Source organism: Streptomyces sp. NPDC059452 (assembly GCF_042750035.1).
GTDB lineage: Bacteria > Actinomycetota > Actinomycetes > Streptomycetales > Streptomycetaceae > Streptomyces.
The window spans coordinates 1-13,116 of sequence record NZ_JBHYVE010000032.1 but is presented as its reverse complement, the minus strand read 5'-3'; the positions used below and the strand labels follow the sequence as shown (position 1 = coordinate 13,116).

The window sequence follows — 13,116 nt, the reverse complement described above, 5'->3', positions numbered from 1 at the left end:
ACCTTGACACGGTTGTACCTTTGACAGGGCTGCCCCCTCAGTGGGCTGACCCCGTGCCGCGGGGGTGCCGGTGACTGGGCGGCCCCCGGCGGCCGGTACCGGGTACCGGCCGCCGGGGACAGCCCCCGTTCTTGTGGGTCAGGCTTCGGGGGCCGTGCCGGTGAGGCCGGCCCCGTCGTGGGCGCGCAGGAGCTGGGCGGCGCCCCGCAGGCCCTGTTCGAGCTGCCGGGTCTCGGCGTCGCTCAGGTACAGCGAGGGCTCGAAGCGGAGCGTGTTGACGGCGCTCGCGGTCGGGAAGGTGCGGATGCGGTGCTCGCGCATCAGGTACCCGGCGACGGTGTAGCCCAGCAGGGGCGCGTTCTCCCGGATGGCCGGGGAGGCGGATCCGGACTGGTCGTGGAACTCCAGGCCGAGCATCAGGCCCCGCCCCCGTACGTCCCTGACCACGTCGGGGAAGTCGGCGCGGACGGCCTGGAGCATGCCCAGGAGGTGGGCGCCGCGCTCGCGGACCATGCGGTAGGCGGCGCCGTCGTCGGCCTCCAGGATCTCCAGGACCCTGCCCGAGAGGAAGCAGGAGAAGGCGTCCTTGGCGAAGGTGGAGCTGTGGACGAGTTCGAACTCGGGGCGGTAGCGGGAGCGTCGGGTGAGCATGACGGACGTCTTGGCTATGCCGCCGCCCAGGCTCTTGGCCAGGACGTAGTAGTCGGCGCGCAGTCCCAGTGCGGAACTGGCCAGAAAATCGCCGCTGCGGCCCATTCCGCTCTGCACCTCGTCGACGATGACCGGGCAGCCTGCCTCGGCGCAGGCCCGCTGGATCTCCTGGGCGAATTCCTCGGACAGGACCCGGATGCCGCCCTCGCCCTGGATGGGCTCCAGGACGAAGGCGCAGAACACCGGGGAGTCGCGTTCGGTGACCGTGACCGTGCCGTCCTGGACCACCAGGTCCAGGACGGTGGCCCGTTCGCTCTCCAGGAGGGCCTTGAGGGCCTGGGGGCTGTCGGCGGGCAGGAAGCGGGCGGGGGCGGCCAGCGAGGCGAAGGGGGCCCGGTAGCCGTCGTTGTGGGTGAGCTGGACGCTGCCGACCAGCTTGCCGTGGAAGCCGCCCTCCAGGGCCAGGAGGACGGGCGGCCTGCCGGTCTGCCCGGCGTTGTGCGCCACCACGGCCGCCGCCAGTGCCTCGAACCCCTCCGGGCCCGCGGGGGCGGTCGGGGTGTCCAGGCCGGCCAGGCGGTAGGCCTCGGGGGCGATGCGGGCGCCGGCGGCCACCGCCGCGCGGGCGGCGGCCAGGTTCTCCTCCAGCCGGGCGGACAGCTCGGCGAGGCGCAGCCCGCGGTCGAGCTCGGCGTGTTTGACGGCCGCTTCCACCGCCTCGGCCCCGGTGTTGGCGAAGATCGCGAAGTAGTCCTCCCCGGTGCCCAGTTCACGTTGCAGGATCCGGTTCAGCGCGACGGCGACGCCGTTCGCGTACGGGTGGCGGGAGAACTGCGCGTGCACCGGGGTCCCCGAGGCCAGGAGCTCCTGCGCGTACGCGGTGATCTGCGGGTGGTTGTGACCCAGGATCAGGGAACCGTACCCGCCCGCGAAATCGAGTACGGGAATCTCCTCCCCGGCCGCGCCCAGGTAATACAGAGTATTTCCCTCGGCCCGTACGTAATCGACGTCGAGCCCGAGCGAGGCCAGCCAGCCGAGCAGATACGGTTCCGCGAGCTGCGGATCAGCGGTGACGCTGTTCATGGTTTACCCCTATTTTTATCGGCAGTGCCCTGACCGAAACGCCCAGAGCCTAACCACGGGGCGCTCACCGTTCCGTGAACGGGCCCTCACGGAACGGTAATCCGGTGCTCTGCGCGCCCGGCTGAGCGGGCGGTTACTCAACGGTTTACGCCGTGCCGGGAAACCCTCGTACCTTTCTGCCCATGGATTACATGAAAGGCGCGGCATGAATTCCGTATCCGCCGGTGTCGCCGTTTCCCGGGGGCCCGCGGCGCATCCCGCTCCTCTGCGCGAGGTCATGTCCCTGTTCGCGACCGGTGTCACCGTGCTGTCCGTGGGCGGGGAGGACATCCACGGCATGACGGCGAACGCCTTCACCTCCGTCTCCCTCGACCCGCCCTCCGTGCTGTGCTCCGTCGCGCACAGCGCCGTCATGTACCGGGCGATCACCTCCGCCGGGCACTTCGGCGTCTCGATCATGGAGGCGGGCCAGGAAGGCCTGGCCCGCTTCTTCGCCGACAAGAAGCGCCCCCTGGGGCCGGGGCAGTTCGCCGGTGTCGACTGGGCCCCGGGCCCGCGGACGGGCGCACCGCTGCTGGGCGGGGCGCTGGCCTGGCTGGAGTGCGAGGTCCTGGCCGCTCACGACATCGGCGACCACACCGTGTTCATCGGCGGGGTGGTCAACTCCAGCCGGGGCCAGGGGGCGCAGGGGCTGCTCTTCTTCGGCGGTGCCTTCGACCGCACGGACACCCCCTCCGGCCCTTCCAGCCCCTCCGGCCCCTCCGGCCCTTCGTCGTCCGCTCCTTCCGCCTCCTCCGCTTCCTCCTCCCGATGACGGCCCGGGCCGTGCCCGGCGGCTGGGAGTCCGTCATCGGCCCCGGTTTCACCGAGGCCCTCCAGCAGGGGCTCCAGCGGGTGGCGCAGCAGGCGGCCGCCAAGCCGCCCGCGGGGCCGCGCACCGCACGGCACCTGGTGCCCGGCCCCCCGGCCGGGCCGGCCGGGGGGCCGGGACCGGAGTGCCTGGAGGCGGTGCTGCGCCGGTTCGAGTCCTCGCTCCCGGCCACGCTGAACCAGGCGGTGCGCTGGGACAGTTCGGTACGCCGGGCCATGAACGAACAGGCCCGGACCGTGCTGGCCACCGCGTTCGGCCCCGCGACCGGGGACGGAGGCGGGGGCGGGGGCGGGCGTGCGGCCCGGGGCGGGGACGGGGCCTGGGGCGGGAGCGGGCCCGGGGCCGGGGCCGTCGTCGGGTCGTCCGCCGGGGTGCCGGTGGTGCTGGCGCCCCATCACCGTGCGGCGGCAGCGGTCCTGCTCATGGAGTGCGCCATGCTGCAGATGATCCAGAGCGGCCGTCTCGACGAGGGGTCTGTGCGGGTCCTCGGCGAGGCGGCCCGGCGGGCGGGCGAGAGCGGGGGCCCGGCGCACCGGTCGGAGTGCTGCTGGCAGGAACAGCGCCGGATCTCCCGCGAGCTGCACGACGACGTCGCCGACGGTGTCATCACGGCCCGCAGGGCCCTGGAGGAGTGCGGCAGTCCGCCGGACCCGCAGACCGCCGGCCGGATCGCGGCCGCCCGGGACGCCCTGCTCGTCACGGAGGCGCGGCTGCGGGAGCTGGTGGGCGCCGTGCGGGAGCGCTACGTCGTCCCGCCGCTGGATGTGGCGCTGCGCGAGTTCGCGGCCGGGGCCGCTCCCCAGGGGGTCCAGGTCAGTGTGAAGGTGACGGGCGACGAGGGCCTGCTGCCCGAGGTGCGGCGCCGGGACCTGTACCTCACGGCCCGGGAGGCGCTGCGCAACAGCTTCGTCCATGCCGGGGCCGGCCGGGTGAAGGTCTCGGTGCGCTCCACCCGCTGGTGGGCGTACGCGAGCGTCCAGGACGACGGCCGCGGGTTCGACGTCGAGCGGGTCCTGCGGCCCGGCCATGCCCATCAGGGGCTGCGTTCCATGGCCGAGCGGATGGAGGACGCCGGGGGCCGGCTGACCGTCAGCAGTACGCGGGGGCACGGGACCCAGGTCGAAGCGCATCTGCCGCTGAAGCCGCACCGGCCCGGAACCCGTACGGGCCCCTCCCCGCACGCATGAGAGACCCCGTCGGCGGACAAGCCCCCAGAACACATCAGGCATCAGGCATCAGGCAGGAGTCGTCGTGCGCAAGGTGCTCATCGCCAACCGTGGCGAAATCGCTGTCCGCGTTGCTCGGGCGTGCCGGGACGCGGGGATCGCGAGCGTGGCGGTCTACGCCGATCCGGACCGGGACGCGTTGCATGTCCGGGCCGCCGACGAGGCGTTCGCTCTGGGCGGTGACACCCCGGCCGCCAGCTACCTGGACATGGCCAAGGTGCTCCAGGCCGCCCAGGACTCCGGGGCGGACGCGATCCACCCGGGGTACGGGTTCCTGTCGGAGAACGCCGAGTTCGCCCAGGCCGTACTGGATGCGGGTCTGACGTGGATCGGCCCGCCCCCGCAGGCGATCCGGGACCTGGGTGACAAGGTCGCCGCCCGCCACATCGCCCAGCGCGCGGGCGCCCCGCTGGTGGCCGGGACCCCGGACCCGGTCTCCGGTTCGGCGGAGGTGGTGGCGTTCGCCGAGGCCAACGGGCTCCCGATCGCGATCAAGGCCGCCTTCGGCGGTGGCGGGCGCGGGCTGAAGGTGGCGCGGACGCTGGAGGAGATCCCGGAGCTGTACGACTCCGCCGTCCGCGAGGCCGTCGCCGCGTTCGGCCGGGGCGAGTGCTTCGTCGAGCGCTACCTCGACAAGCCCCGACACGTCGAGACCCAGTGCCTGGCCGACCAGCACGGCAACGTGGTCGTCGTCTCCACCCGTGACTGCTCGTTGCAGCGCCGCCACCAGAAGCTGGTCGAGGAGGCCCCGGCGCCGTTCCTGAGTGACGCTCAGAACGCTCAGCTGTACGGAGCGTCGAAGGCGATCCTCAAGGAAGCCGGATATGTCGGTGCCGGCACGGTGGAGTTCCTGGTCGGCGTCGACGGCACGATCTCGTTTCTGGAGGTCAACACCCGCCTCCAGGTGGAGCACCCCGTCACCGAAGAGGTCACCGGCATCGACCTCGTACGCGAGATGTTCCGCATCGCCGACGGCGAGGAACTCGGCTACGACGACCCCGCCGTACGCGGCCACTCCTTCGAGTTCCGCATCAACGGCGAGGACCCGGGCCGCGGCTTCCTCCCCGCCCCCGGCACGGTGACGGTATTCGCCCCGCCGACCGGCCCGGGTGTCCGCCTGGACGCGGGCGTCGAGTCCGGCAGCGTGATCGGCCCGGCGTGGGACTCCCTCCTCGCCAAACTGATCGTGACCGGTGCGACGCGTGAGCAGGCGCTCCAGCGCGCCGCGCGTGCGCTGGCGGAGTTCCGGGCCGAGGGCATGGCGACGGCGCTCCCTTTCCACCGGGCCGTGGTCGCCGACCCCGCCTTCACCGCGGACCCGTTCACCGTCCACACCCGCTGGATCGAGACCGAGTTCGTCAACGAGATCAAGCCGTTCGCCGCGCCCGCCGACGCGGACACCGAGGACGAGGCCGGTCGCGAGACCGTCGTCGTCGAGGTCGGCGGCAAGCGCCTGGACATCTCCCTGCCGGCCTCGCTGGGCATGACCCTGGCCCGGGCCGGGCTCGCCGCGGGGGCCAGGCCCCGGCGCCGGGCCGCGAAGAAGTCCGCCCCCGCCGCCCGTGGTGACACCCTGGCCTCCCCCATGCAGGGCACGGTCGTCAAGGTCGCGGTCGAGGAGGGCCAGGAGGTCGAGGAAGGTGACCTCGTCGTCGTCCTGGAGGCCATGAAGATGGAACAGCCGCTGAACGCCCACCGCAGCGGCACCGTCAGGGAACTGACCGCCCAGGCCGGAGCCTCCGTCACCTCCGGCGCCCCCATCTGCACCATCACCACCTGACCACCTGACTGACCGCCGGCACCGGCACACCGTACGGGCAGGCGCTCCACCGGACACCGGCCCGCACGCTCACCCACCACACACCACACACCACACACCGCCCACCACACGCTGGGCGCACGGCGACGGGCAACGGGCGACGGGCGGTGGCGGGCGGCGGCGGTGGGCGGGGCTTGAGTGGTACGTGGAGTAGGCGTGCCCTGCCCCGGGGCCGGGGGCGGGCAGCACCGTGCCGGGGCGGGCCGCCGGGTAGGGTGCCGGACCATGCTCGCGATACGGTTCGACCGTTTCGGCGGTCCCGAAGTCCTCACGCCCGTCGACGTGCCCGTCCCGGTCCCCGGGCCCGGCGAGAGCCTGATCACCGTGGAGGCGGCCGGCGTCAACTTCGCCGACACGCTCCAGGTGGACGGCTCCTACCTCTCCCCCGACCTGCTCCCCCACATCCCCGGCGGCGAGGTCGTGGGCAGGACCCAGGACGGCCGCCGGGTCCTGGCCAAGGTCGCCCACGGCTACGCCGAACACGTGACCGCTCCCCGCTCGGCCCTGGTCGAGATTCCCGAGGAGCTGGACGCCGCCCGGGCCCTGGCCCTGCTGACGCAGGGGCTCACCGCCTGGCACCTGCTGCGCTCGGCGGCACGGCTCCAGCCCGGCGAGAGCGTCGTGGTGCACTCCGCCGCGGGCGGGGTGGGCAGCCTCGCACTCCAGCTGGCGCGGGAGTTCGGGGCCGGACGCGTCCTGGCACAGGCCTCCGCACCGCACAAGGAACGCCTCGCGCTGGAGCTGGGCGCCGACGAGGTGGCCCGCTACCCGCTGGCGCTGCGGGCGGACGTGATCCTGGACGCGGCCGGCGGCGACCTGTTCGACCACGCGCTCGGCTCCCTCGCCGACTTCGGCCGGCTCGTCACCTACGGCAACGCCTCCCGTACCGCGTTCGCCGCGCTCGACCCGGCCCGGCTCAGCCGGCTCAACGCCGCCGTCGTCGGCTTCTGGCTGCGCCCCGCCCTGGCCCGCCCCGGAGGCCTGCGCGAGCCGCTGGAGGAGCTCATCGCGCTCACACTCGCAGGGCGGCTGCGGCCGGTGACCGGCCTGGAGTACCCGCTCACCCGGGCACACGCGGCCCACACCGCGCTACGGGAGCGCCGCACGACGGGCAAGATCGTCCTGCGTCCCTGATACGGCCCCGGACACACCCGGTACGGAGGTGGCCCGGGGGCCAGGTCCGGCTCCGAGCGACCCGGGAAACGGGTCCGTGGCCAGGCGTCCCCGTACGGCCGGGGGCCTGGCGGGAACAGGCCCGGCCGTACGGGGAACTGACACTCTCGCCGCCCGGCCTTTGGTCCGGTGCCCGGCGCGGGGCGAGGCTGGGGGCACAAGAGGCCACACGAACGGGCCCCCCTTTTTCCGGGCCCACGCCCTGCCCCCCGCCCCTGCCCTGCCCGTGCCGGTTCGGCGTGGCTGCCCGGGGGTGGGGGCGGCGCACCGGCCGGAACCGAGAGGCAAGGGGGGGAGGGGACATGCCGGAAGGGACCCGTGGTGCGTCCGCCCGGTACGGCATCCGTTCGTACGCGGCACTCGGCGACAGCTTCACCGAAGGGGTCGGCGACGAGACCGCCGGGGGTGATGTGGTCGGCTGGGCCGACCGGCTCGCCGCCCGGCTGGCCCGCCACTGCCCCGTCCCGGAGTTCCGTTACGCCAACCTCGCCGTCCGGGGCCGGCTGATCGGGGAGATCGTCGAGGAACAGGTGCCCAGGGTGCGGGAGTTCGCCCCGGACCTGGTGAGTCTGTGCGCGGGCGGGAACGACATCCTGCGGCCCGGCAGCTCCCCCGACGACATCGCCGCCCGTTTCGAGGCCGCGGTCGCCGAGCTCACCGGTTCGGCGGGCCGGGTCCTGGTCTTCACGGGCTTCGACCCCCGGGACACTCCGGTGCTGCGCAGGCTGCGGGGGAAGATCGCCGTCTACTCGGCCCATATCCGTGCCATCGCCGACCAGCACGGCTGCGCGGTGGTCGATCTGTGGTCGCTGCGGACGATCCAGGATCCGCGCGCCTGGCGGGAGGACCGGCTGCACCTGTCGCCCGAGGGCCACCAGCTGGTCGCTCTGCGGGCCGCCCGCGTGCTGGGGCTTCCGGCACAGCCCGAGCCCTTCCCCGCCTGGGCTCCGGAACACCGCCCCTGGACGGCCGGACAGCTCCAGGACCTGCGGTGGTTGCGTGTGCACTTCCTTCCCTGGATGGCCCGTCAGTTCACGGGCCGGCCGGACGGCGCGGGGCCCCTGCCCAAACGCCCCGAACTCGCCCCTCTGGCACCGCCACCGGGACCGCCCCGGGGCGAAACCGCCGCTGTCCCGCCCGTAACACACACCCCGTAACCGGCAAGGGACGAACGGGCAAGGCCCAGACGGGCAACACACAGAGGGCAGAGACCAGGCGGCAGGCGGGCAAGGGGTCAGGGCCGTGTACGGACCCGGGGGGGTGTGCCGTACACGGCCCTGCGAGGGGGGTGGCGTGCTGCCACTGGTCCAGCGGCCTGACGGCCTGGTGGCCTGGTGGTCTAGAAGAACTCGGTGTCGGGGTCGAGTCCGACCAGGACCCTGCCGTAGGCCTCGAAGCCGCCCAGGGGTGCCATCAGGCCGTGCAGGGCGAGCCCCTGGATGTCGCGGTGGACGCGCTGGAAGGGCTGGGAGCGCTGGATGACGGACGCGCCGCTGACCGAGTGCAGGGTCTCGACGGCCTCCTTGGCCAGCAGGACGGTGTAGGTGATCTGGCTGCGGAGCTCGACCCGCTCGTGCAGGGACATCCGTTCACCGGCGTCGGCGGCGGCCTGCATGCGCCGGATGAAGCTGTCGGCCAGTGCCTGGGCCGCGGATATCTTGTTCGCGGCGGCCGCGGTCTGGAACTGGATGTAGGGGTGTGCCCGCTGTTCCTCCCAGTGCGTGTAGGCGATTCCCTTGCCCGGCAGGCGTTCCAGGAAGAGTTCGAGGCCGGCCCGGGCCATGCCGAGGTAGGCCGCCGCCGACAGCGCCATCACGTAGGCGGTCAGGCCGTACTCCCTGCCGCTGTCCTGGGTGTGGGCCCGCCCGGGGACCTGGCCCTCCAGGACCTCGAAGCCGTCCACGACCCGGTGCGCGGGGACGAAGAGGCCGGTGGCGGTGGAGGTGCAGCTGCCGGTTCCCGCGGCGGCGGAGACGTCCCAGTCGTCGGCGATGGCCACCTCACCGGCGGGCACCACCGCGTAGACCTCCTCGTGCACGTCGTCGGAGCGCTCCACCAGGGCGGCCAGGATGTTCCAGTCGGCGCCGCGGATACCGGTGTTGAAGCGCCAGCTCCCGTTCAGGACGAACCCGCCCTCGGTGCGGGTGGCCCGCCCGGTGGGGGTGAAGCCGCCGGAGACCTTCAGGGAACCGCCGCCGGTGGCGGCGTGGATCTCCTCCTGCGCGAGGTCGGGGTACTGGGAGATGATCCAGGCGCTGGAGACCCAGGCGTTGGCCACCCATCCCGTGGAGCCGCAGCCGCGGGCGATCTCGGCGACGAGCGCGAACTGGTCGGCGAGCGGCAGGTCCAGCCCGCCGAACCGGTGCGGGACCGCGGACCGGAACACCCCGGCCCGCTCCAGCAGTTCGATGTTCTCCTGCGCGAGCCAGCCGCGCTCCTCGCTCACGCGCCCGTTCTCACGGAGGGTCTGAACACTCTCCCGGACCGCTTTCAGTACGGTGCCGGCGTCGATGTCGACCGTGGCCATCCTGCCTCCTCTGCCGCGAAATTCATCCGGTTGCGCCGACTGTAGTGCCGGTTCATTCAACCGCTTCCGGAATTCGCTCATAACCCGGTCATCACCGGGACTTCCCCCCTTTGATGAGCGGCCGGTTACCGGTATATCCGCGGCCTGCGGGCCCCGGCACGGGCAGAGGCCGAAATCATCTGCCCGCGCCGGGAGTTTTCGCACCCCGGGGGGTCAGCGTCTGCTGGCATCGGTCCAGATGCGGCTGCTGAGGTCCGATCCGCGCAGCACCTGCACCCTCCACGGGTCGATGCGCAGGACGTGGTACTTCGGGTCGTCGGGGCCGCCCCGCCAGAAGTTGAGCGGGTTGTACCCGACACCCGCGGGGCTCCCCTTGCGGTAGAGGTCCCAGGCGTACTGCCGGGTCTCCCTGTCCTCGGCCCAGGTGGAGACGCTGTCGATGAACACCGCGTTCTGACGGGGGTTCCAGTACGAGTACGTGGTGTGCGGGTTGTTGGCCAGATGGGCCACCTTGACGGGCGTCTTGTAGGCGGCGAGCCAGCCGACCGGTTTCCCGTCGACCACTTCCCAGATGGGCAGCAGCACACGGGCCCGGGGCCGCGATTTCCGGTCCACGGTGATCATCGTGCAGTAGACGATGTCCTGGATATAGGAGAAGAATTTGTCTTCGATTTCCGAGAAGGATTCCACGGTGCTGGCCATATCGATTCCTCTCGGTGTCCGGTCAGTGTCGGCGAGGGTTCGGGGGGAACCCTTCCGGCACAAGAATGCAGGACCACCACCCGGTCACGGAAGAAGGCACTTCGAAGTCACCGACTTATCCCGCGGGTACCGTCGGCCACAGGGGAAAAGACCGGCCCGGGCAAGCAGACACGGCCACCACCCCCAGAAACCACCCCGCCCGCCCCCACTCCCCCACTCCCCCACCCTCCCTTCCCCGTCCTTCCCCTCCCAGTGGGCCCGGGGACAGAATTAAGCGGGCCCCTCCGGTCACGGGCGCGTACGGCTCCGGCCCGTAACGGCACTGGGGGAGAGGGAAACTCCGCCCACGGACTCCGCTTCCCCCTCTTTTTTGCGGCCCTGCCCGGGGCGGGAGAGGAATATTCCCGTCACGCACTGCTCAAGACTCTTCCAAGGTGACGGTGGGAGAGTGGGGGAAATCCGCGGGAAGTGCATCACAGGCTTTCCGGCACGTCAAGGATTTCCCAGCCTGATTCGGCCCGCGGGTATTTCCGGATGCACGTCACAGCAGGGGATCGGGGGGCAATGAGGTTCAGATTGCTAGGGCCGCTGGAAGCGGTGGCGCCGGACGGGCCCGTTACCCTGGGCGGGACGAAACAGCGTGCGACACTCGGCTATCTGCTGCTGAACGCCAACCGGGTGGTCGCCACGAGCGAACTCGTCGAGGCCCTGTGGGAAGCGCAGGACGCACCCGCGACAGCCCGGAAGATCCTGCACAACGCGATATGGGGCCTGCGGACGATCCTGGCCGAAAGAGCGGGACCCCCGGCCCACGGCGCGCCGGAACTGGTCACCAAAGCACCCGGCTACCTGCTGCGGGTCAGCCCCGACGACGTGGACCTGCTGGTCTTCCGCCGGTGGGTGGCCGCCGGCCGGGCCGAACTCGCCGCGCCCGCACCGGAAGAGGCCTCCCGGCTCCTGAGGAAGGCACTGGACCTGTGGGCCGGCCCGCTCCTGGCCGATCTCGCCGAATCGGGAATCGCCTGGCCGGAACTGGACGCGGCCCGCCGGGACCGGCTCGACGTCCTGGAAGACTTCTTCGAAGCCGAACTGGAGTGCGGACGCCACCACGCGGTCCTCGGCGAGCTGACGATGATGGCCGAGGCCGAGCCCTGGCGCGAACGCGCCTGCGGACAGCTGATGCTCGCCCTGTACCGGTGCGGGCGGCAGGCCGATGCCCTGAACGTCTACGAGCGGGTGCGGTCCTCCCTGGTGGAGAACCTCGGCCTGGAACCGGGCCACGGCCTGCGCACACTCCAGCACGCGATCCTGACCCACGACCCCGCGCTCACCCCCCGGACCACCACTCCCCCGCACAAGACAGCGGACCACCCCCACAGAACCACCACCCCCACCACCCTCATCCCGGTCACCGCCCCCGCCCCCGCCCCCGCCCGGCAGGACACCACCGGACAGCCCGCCACCACCCCACCCGTGACACCCCCTCAGAACAGCACGGACGGGAACACGGGAACGGGCGGGGGCCGGGGCGGGGGCCGGGATGCGGACTCGGGCCGGGATACGGGTGCAGGCCCGGGGCCGGGTCCGGGTGCGGGCCCGGGCTGGGGCACGAGCTCGGGTCCGGGCCGGGGTGCGGGTTCGGGTCCCGGCCGGGGCGAGGGCTCGGGTCCGAGTGCAGGCCGGGGTGCGGGCTCGGGTTCGGGTGGGGGTGAGCGGATCGCGGTGAGTGCCCTGCTGGTGGGGCTCAGGCTGGGCAGCCTCGACGAGGTGGCCCCGGGGGAGATCGAGAGGGCCCTGCACACCGTCGAGGACGTCATCACCCGGTTCGGCGGGACCGTGATCGCCGCGATCGGATCGCTCACCCTGGCCCTGTTCGGTGTCCAGGGGGCCGGGGACGACGACCCCGAGCGTGCCGTCCGGGCCGCTCTCGCCCTGCGCGAGCGGTTCTCGGCCGACCCCCACACCGCGCTGAGGTCGGCGGTGACCACCGGCAGGGCCCTGGTCCGGATCAGCCCGGGCCCAGAGGCCGGGCGCCCCTCGGCCGTGGGAACCCTGCTCGACGACGCCCGCACAATGCTGGGACGGGTCCCCGACGGCGAGGTCTGGATGAGCGGCGCCGCCCGCCTGGCCACCGCGTCCACCGTCGCGGCCAAAGCCGCCGAGGACTCCTCCGGGGCCTGGCAGGTCCTGGGACTGCCGGGAGAGGAAGCCGCCTTCCGTACCGACCGGGAACACGAACTGGGCGTCCTCAACGGCCTGCTCGACTGGGCCCGGCACAGCTCGGTCCCCCACCTGGTGACCGTCCTGGGCGCGCCCGGGGTCGGCAAGTCCCACCTGCTCGCGGAGTTCGAGCGCAGTATCGCCGTGCAGTGCCCGGCCCCCGTACGGGTCCTGACCGCCCGGGCCACCGGCCAGGACGAGCCGCTGGCCGTGGCCGCGGTGATCCTCTCCCGCTACTGCGGGATCCTGGCCGGCGACACGGCCCGGGCGGCAAGGGCCAGACTCGCCGCGGCCGTCTGGCGCCTGCCCCTGCCCAAGTCCCGCCGCGCCCAGATGTACCAGGGGCTGCTGCCGCTGCTGCCCGCGGCCCGTGCCCCGGAGGAGACCGGCCGGCGGGAGGAGACCCTGAACGTATGGGCACAGCTCCTGACAGCGGCCGCCGCACTCGAGCCGGTCGTCGTCGTCATCGACGACGCCCACCGGGCGGCGGACGCCGTACTGGACCGGCTGGAATCCCTCTCCGACGGCGCCGGCACCGCCCCGCTCCTCACCGTCGCCACCGCCCGCCCCGAACTCCTGGAACGCCGCCCCGGCTGGGGCGGCGGGAAACACCGGGCATCGGCCCTGACTCTGCTGCCCCCGCAGACCACCCCCGCACACCAGCCCCCGCACACCCACCCCCAAACCCCCGCCCGCAAAAGGAGGATCACCGTGTGAACCCAAACCCCCCACACCCACCCCCCACCCCGCGCCGGGAACAGGAATCAGGAACAGCACGGGAAACGGGCAGCGCGCCGGCTGCTGGGGAGGGACCCACCCGATCACCGGTGGGTCCCTCCCCAGC

Annotated in this window: 9 protein-coding genes; 6 read left to right on the top strand and 3 right to left on the bottom strand. The window is 72.7% G+C overall.

Features of this window, described 5'->3' with window-relative positions; genetic code table 11:
- Positions 1-138: 138 nt before the first annotated feature.
- Entirely contained in the window at positions 139-1,734 is a 1,596-nt protein-coding gene (locus ACFW9Z_RS31060) for an aspartate aminotransferase family protein (protein ID WP_384645961.1), read from the bottom strand.
- A gap of 205 nt (positions 1,735-1,939) precedes the next feature.
- On the opposite strand from ACFW9Z_RS31060, the gene ACFW9Z_RS31055 reads away from it, so the two are divergent.
- The 5 genes from ACFW9Z_RS31055 (at position 1,940) to ACFW9Z_RS31035 (ending at position 7,980) form a co-directional block, all read left to right on the top strand.
- Complete coding sequence (locus ACFW9Z_RS31055; RefSeq protein ID WP_384645960.1) at positions 1,940-2,548, top strand: flavin reductase family protein; 609 nt, start codon at positions 1,940-1,942, stop codon at positions 2,546-2,548.
- Complete coding sequence (locus tag ACFW9Z_RS31050; protein ID WP_384645958.1) at positions 2,545-3,792, top strand: sensor histidine kinase; 1,248 nt, start codon at positions 2,545-2,547, stop codon at positions 3,790-3,792. The genes ACFW9Z_RS31055 and ACFW9Z_RS31050 overlap by 4 nt, the downstream gene beginning before the upstream one ends.
- A 64-nt stretch (positions 3,793-3,856) precedes the next feature.
- Entirely contained in the window at positions 3,857-5,611 is a 1,755-nt protein-coding gene (locus ACFW9Z_RS31045) for an acetyl/propionyl/methylcrotonyl-CoA carboxylase subunit alpha (protein ID WP_384645957.1), read from the top strand.
- Positions 5,612-5,875: 264 nt separating this feature from the next.
- The gene (locus ACFW9Z_RS31040; RefSeq protein ID WP_384645956.1) at positions 5,876-6,784 is read left to right on the top strand and encodes a zinc-binding alcohol dehydrogenase family protein; all 909 of its coding nucleotides are present in this window, start codon (positions 5,876-5,878) and stop codon (positions 6,782-6,784) included.
- Between the two features lie 341 nt (positions 6,785-7,125).
- Entirely contained in the window at positions 7,126-7,980 is an 855-nt protein-coding gene (locus ACFW9Z_RS31035) for an SGNH/GDSL hydrolase family protein (protein ID WP_384645955.1), read from the top strand.
- A 182-nt stretch (positions 7,981-8,162) separates the two neighbouring features.
- Here ACFW9Z_RS31035 and ACFW9Z_RS31030 read toward each other — a convergent pair whose 3' ends face one another.
- Positions 8,163-9,350, bottom strand: a complete 1,188-nt coding sequence (locus ACFW9Z_RS31030; RefSeq protein WP_384645953.1) for an acyl-CoA dehydrogenase family protein — start codon at positions 9,348-9,350, stop codon at positions 8,163-8,165.
- A gap of 213 nt (positions 9,351-9,563) precedes the next feature.
- Positions 9,564-10,052, bottom strand: coding sequence for a pyridoxamine 5'-phosphate oxidase family protein (locus tag ACFW9Z_RS31025; RefSeq protein ID WP_384645951.1), 489 nt, complete (start codon positions 10,050-10,052; stop codon positions 9,564-9,566).
- 564 nt (positions 10,053-10,616) lie between these two features.
- Between ACFW9Z_RS31025 and ACFW9Z_RS31020 the strand changes: the two genes are divergently transcribed.
- The gene (locus ACFW9Z_RS31020; RefSeq protein ID WP_384645950.1) at positions 10,617-12,989 is read left to right on the top strand and encodes a BTAD domain-containing putative transcriptional regulator; all 2,373 of its coding nucleotides are present in this window, start codon (positions 10,617-10,619) and stop codon (positions 12,987-12,989) included.
- Positions 12,990-13,116 lie beyond the last annotated feature (127 nt).

Excerpts from the sequence above, each read along its gene's own strand:
- ACFW9Z_RS31030 (WP_384645953.1), bottom strand. The coding sequence starts at position 9,350 with ATGGCCACGGTCGACATCGACGCCGGCACCGTACTGAAAGCGGTCCGG.
- ACFW9Z_RS31050 (WP_384645958.1), top strand. The coding sequence starts at position 2,545 with ATGACGGCCCGGGCCGTGCCCGGCGGCTGGGAGTCCGTCATCGGCCCC.
- ACFW9Z_RS31060 (WP_384645961.1), bottom strand. The coding sequence starts at position 1,734 with ATGAACAGCGTCACCGCTGATCCGCAGCTCGCGGAACCGTATCTGCTC.
- ACFW9Z_RS31055 (WP_384645960.1), top strand. The coding sequence starts at position 1,940 with ATGAATTCCGTATCCGCCGGTGTCGCCGTTTCCCGGGGGCCCGCGGCG.
- ACFW9Z_RS31035 (WP_384645955.1), top strand. The coding sequence starts at position 7,126 with ATGCCGGAAGGGACCCGTGGTGCGTCCGCCCGGTACGGCATCCGTTCG.
- ACFW9Z_RS31025 (WP_384645951.1), bottom strand. The coding sequence starts at position 10,052 with ATGGCCAGCACCGTGGAATCCTTCTCGGAAATCGAAGACAAATTCTTC.
- ACFW9Z_RS31020 (WP_384645950.1), top strand. The coding sequence starts at position 10,617 with ATGAGGTTCAGATTGCTAGGGCCGCTGGAAGCGGTGGCGCCGGACGGG.
- ACFW9Z_RS31040 (WP_384645956.1), top strand. The coding sequence starts at position 5,876 with ATGCTCGCGATACGGTTCGACCGTTTCGGCGGTCCCGAAGTCCTCACG.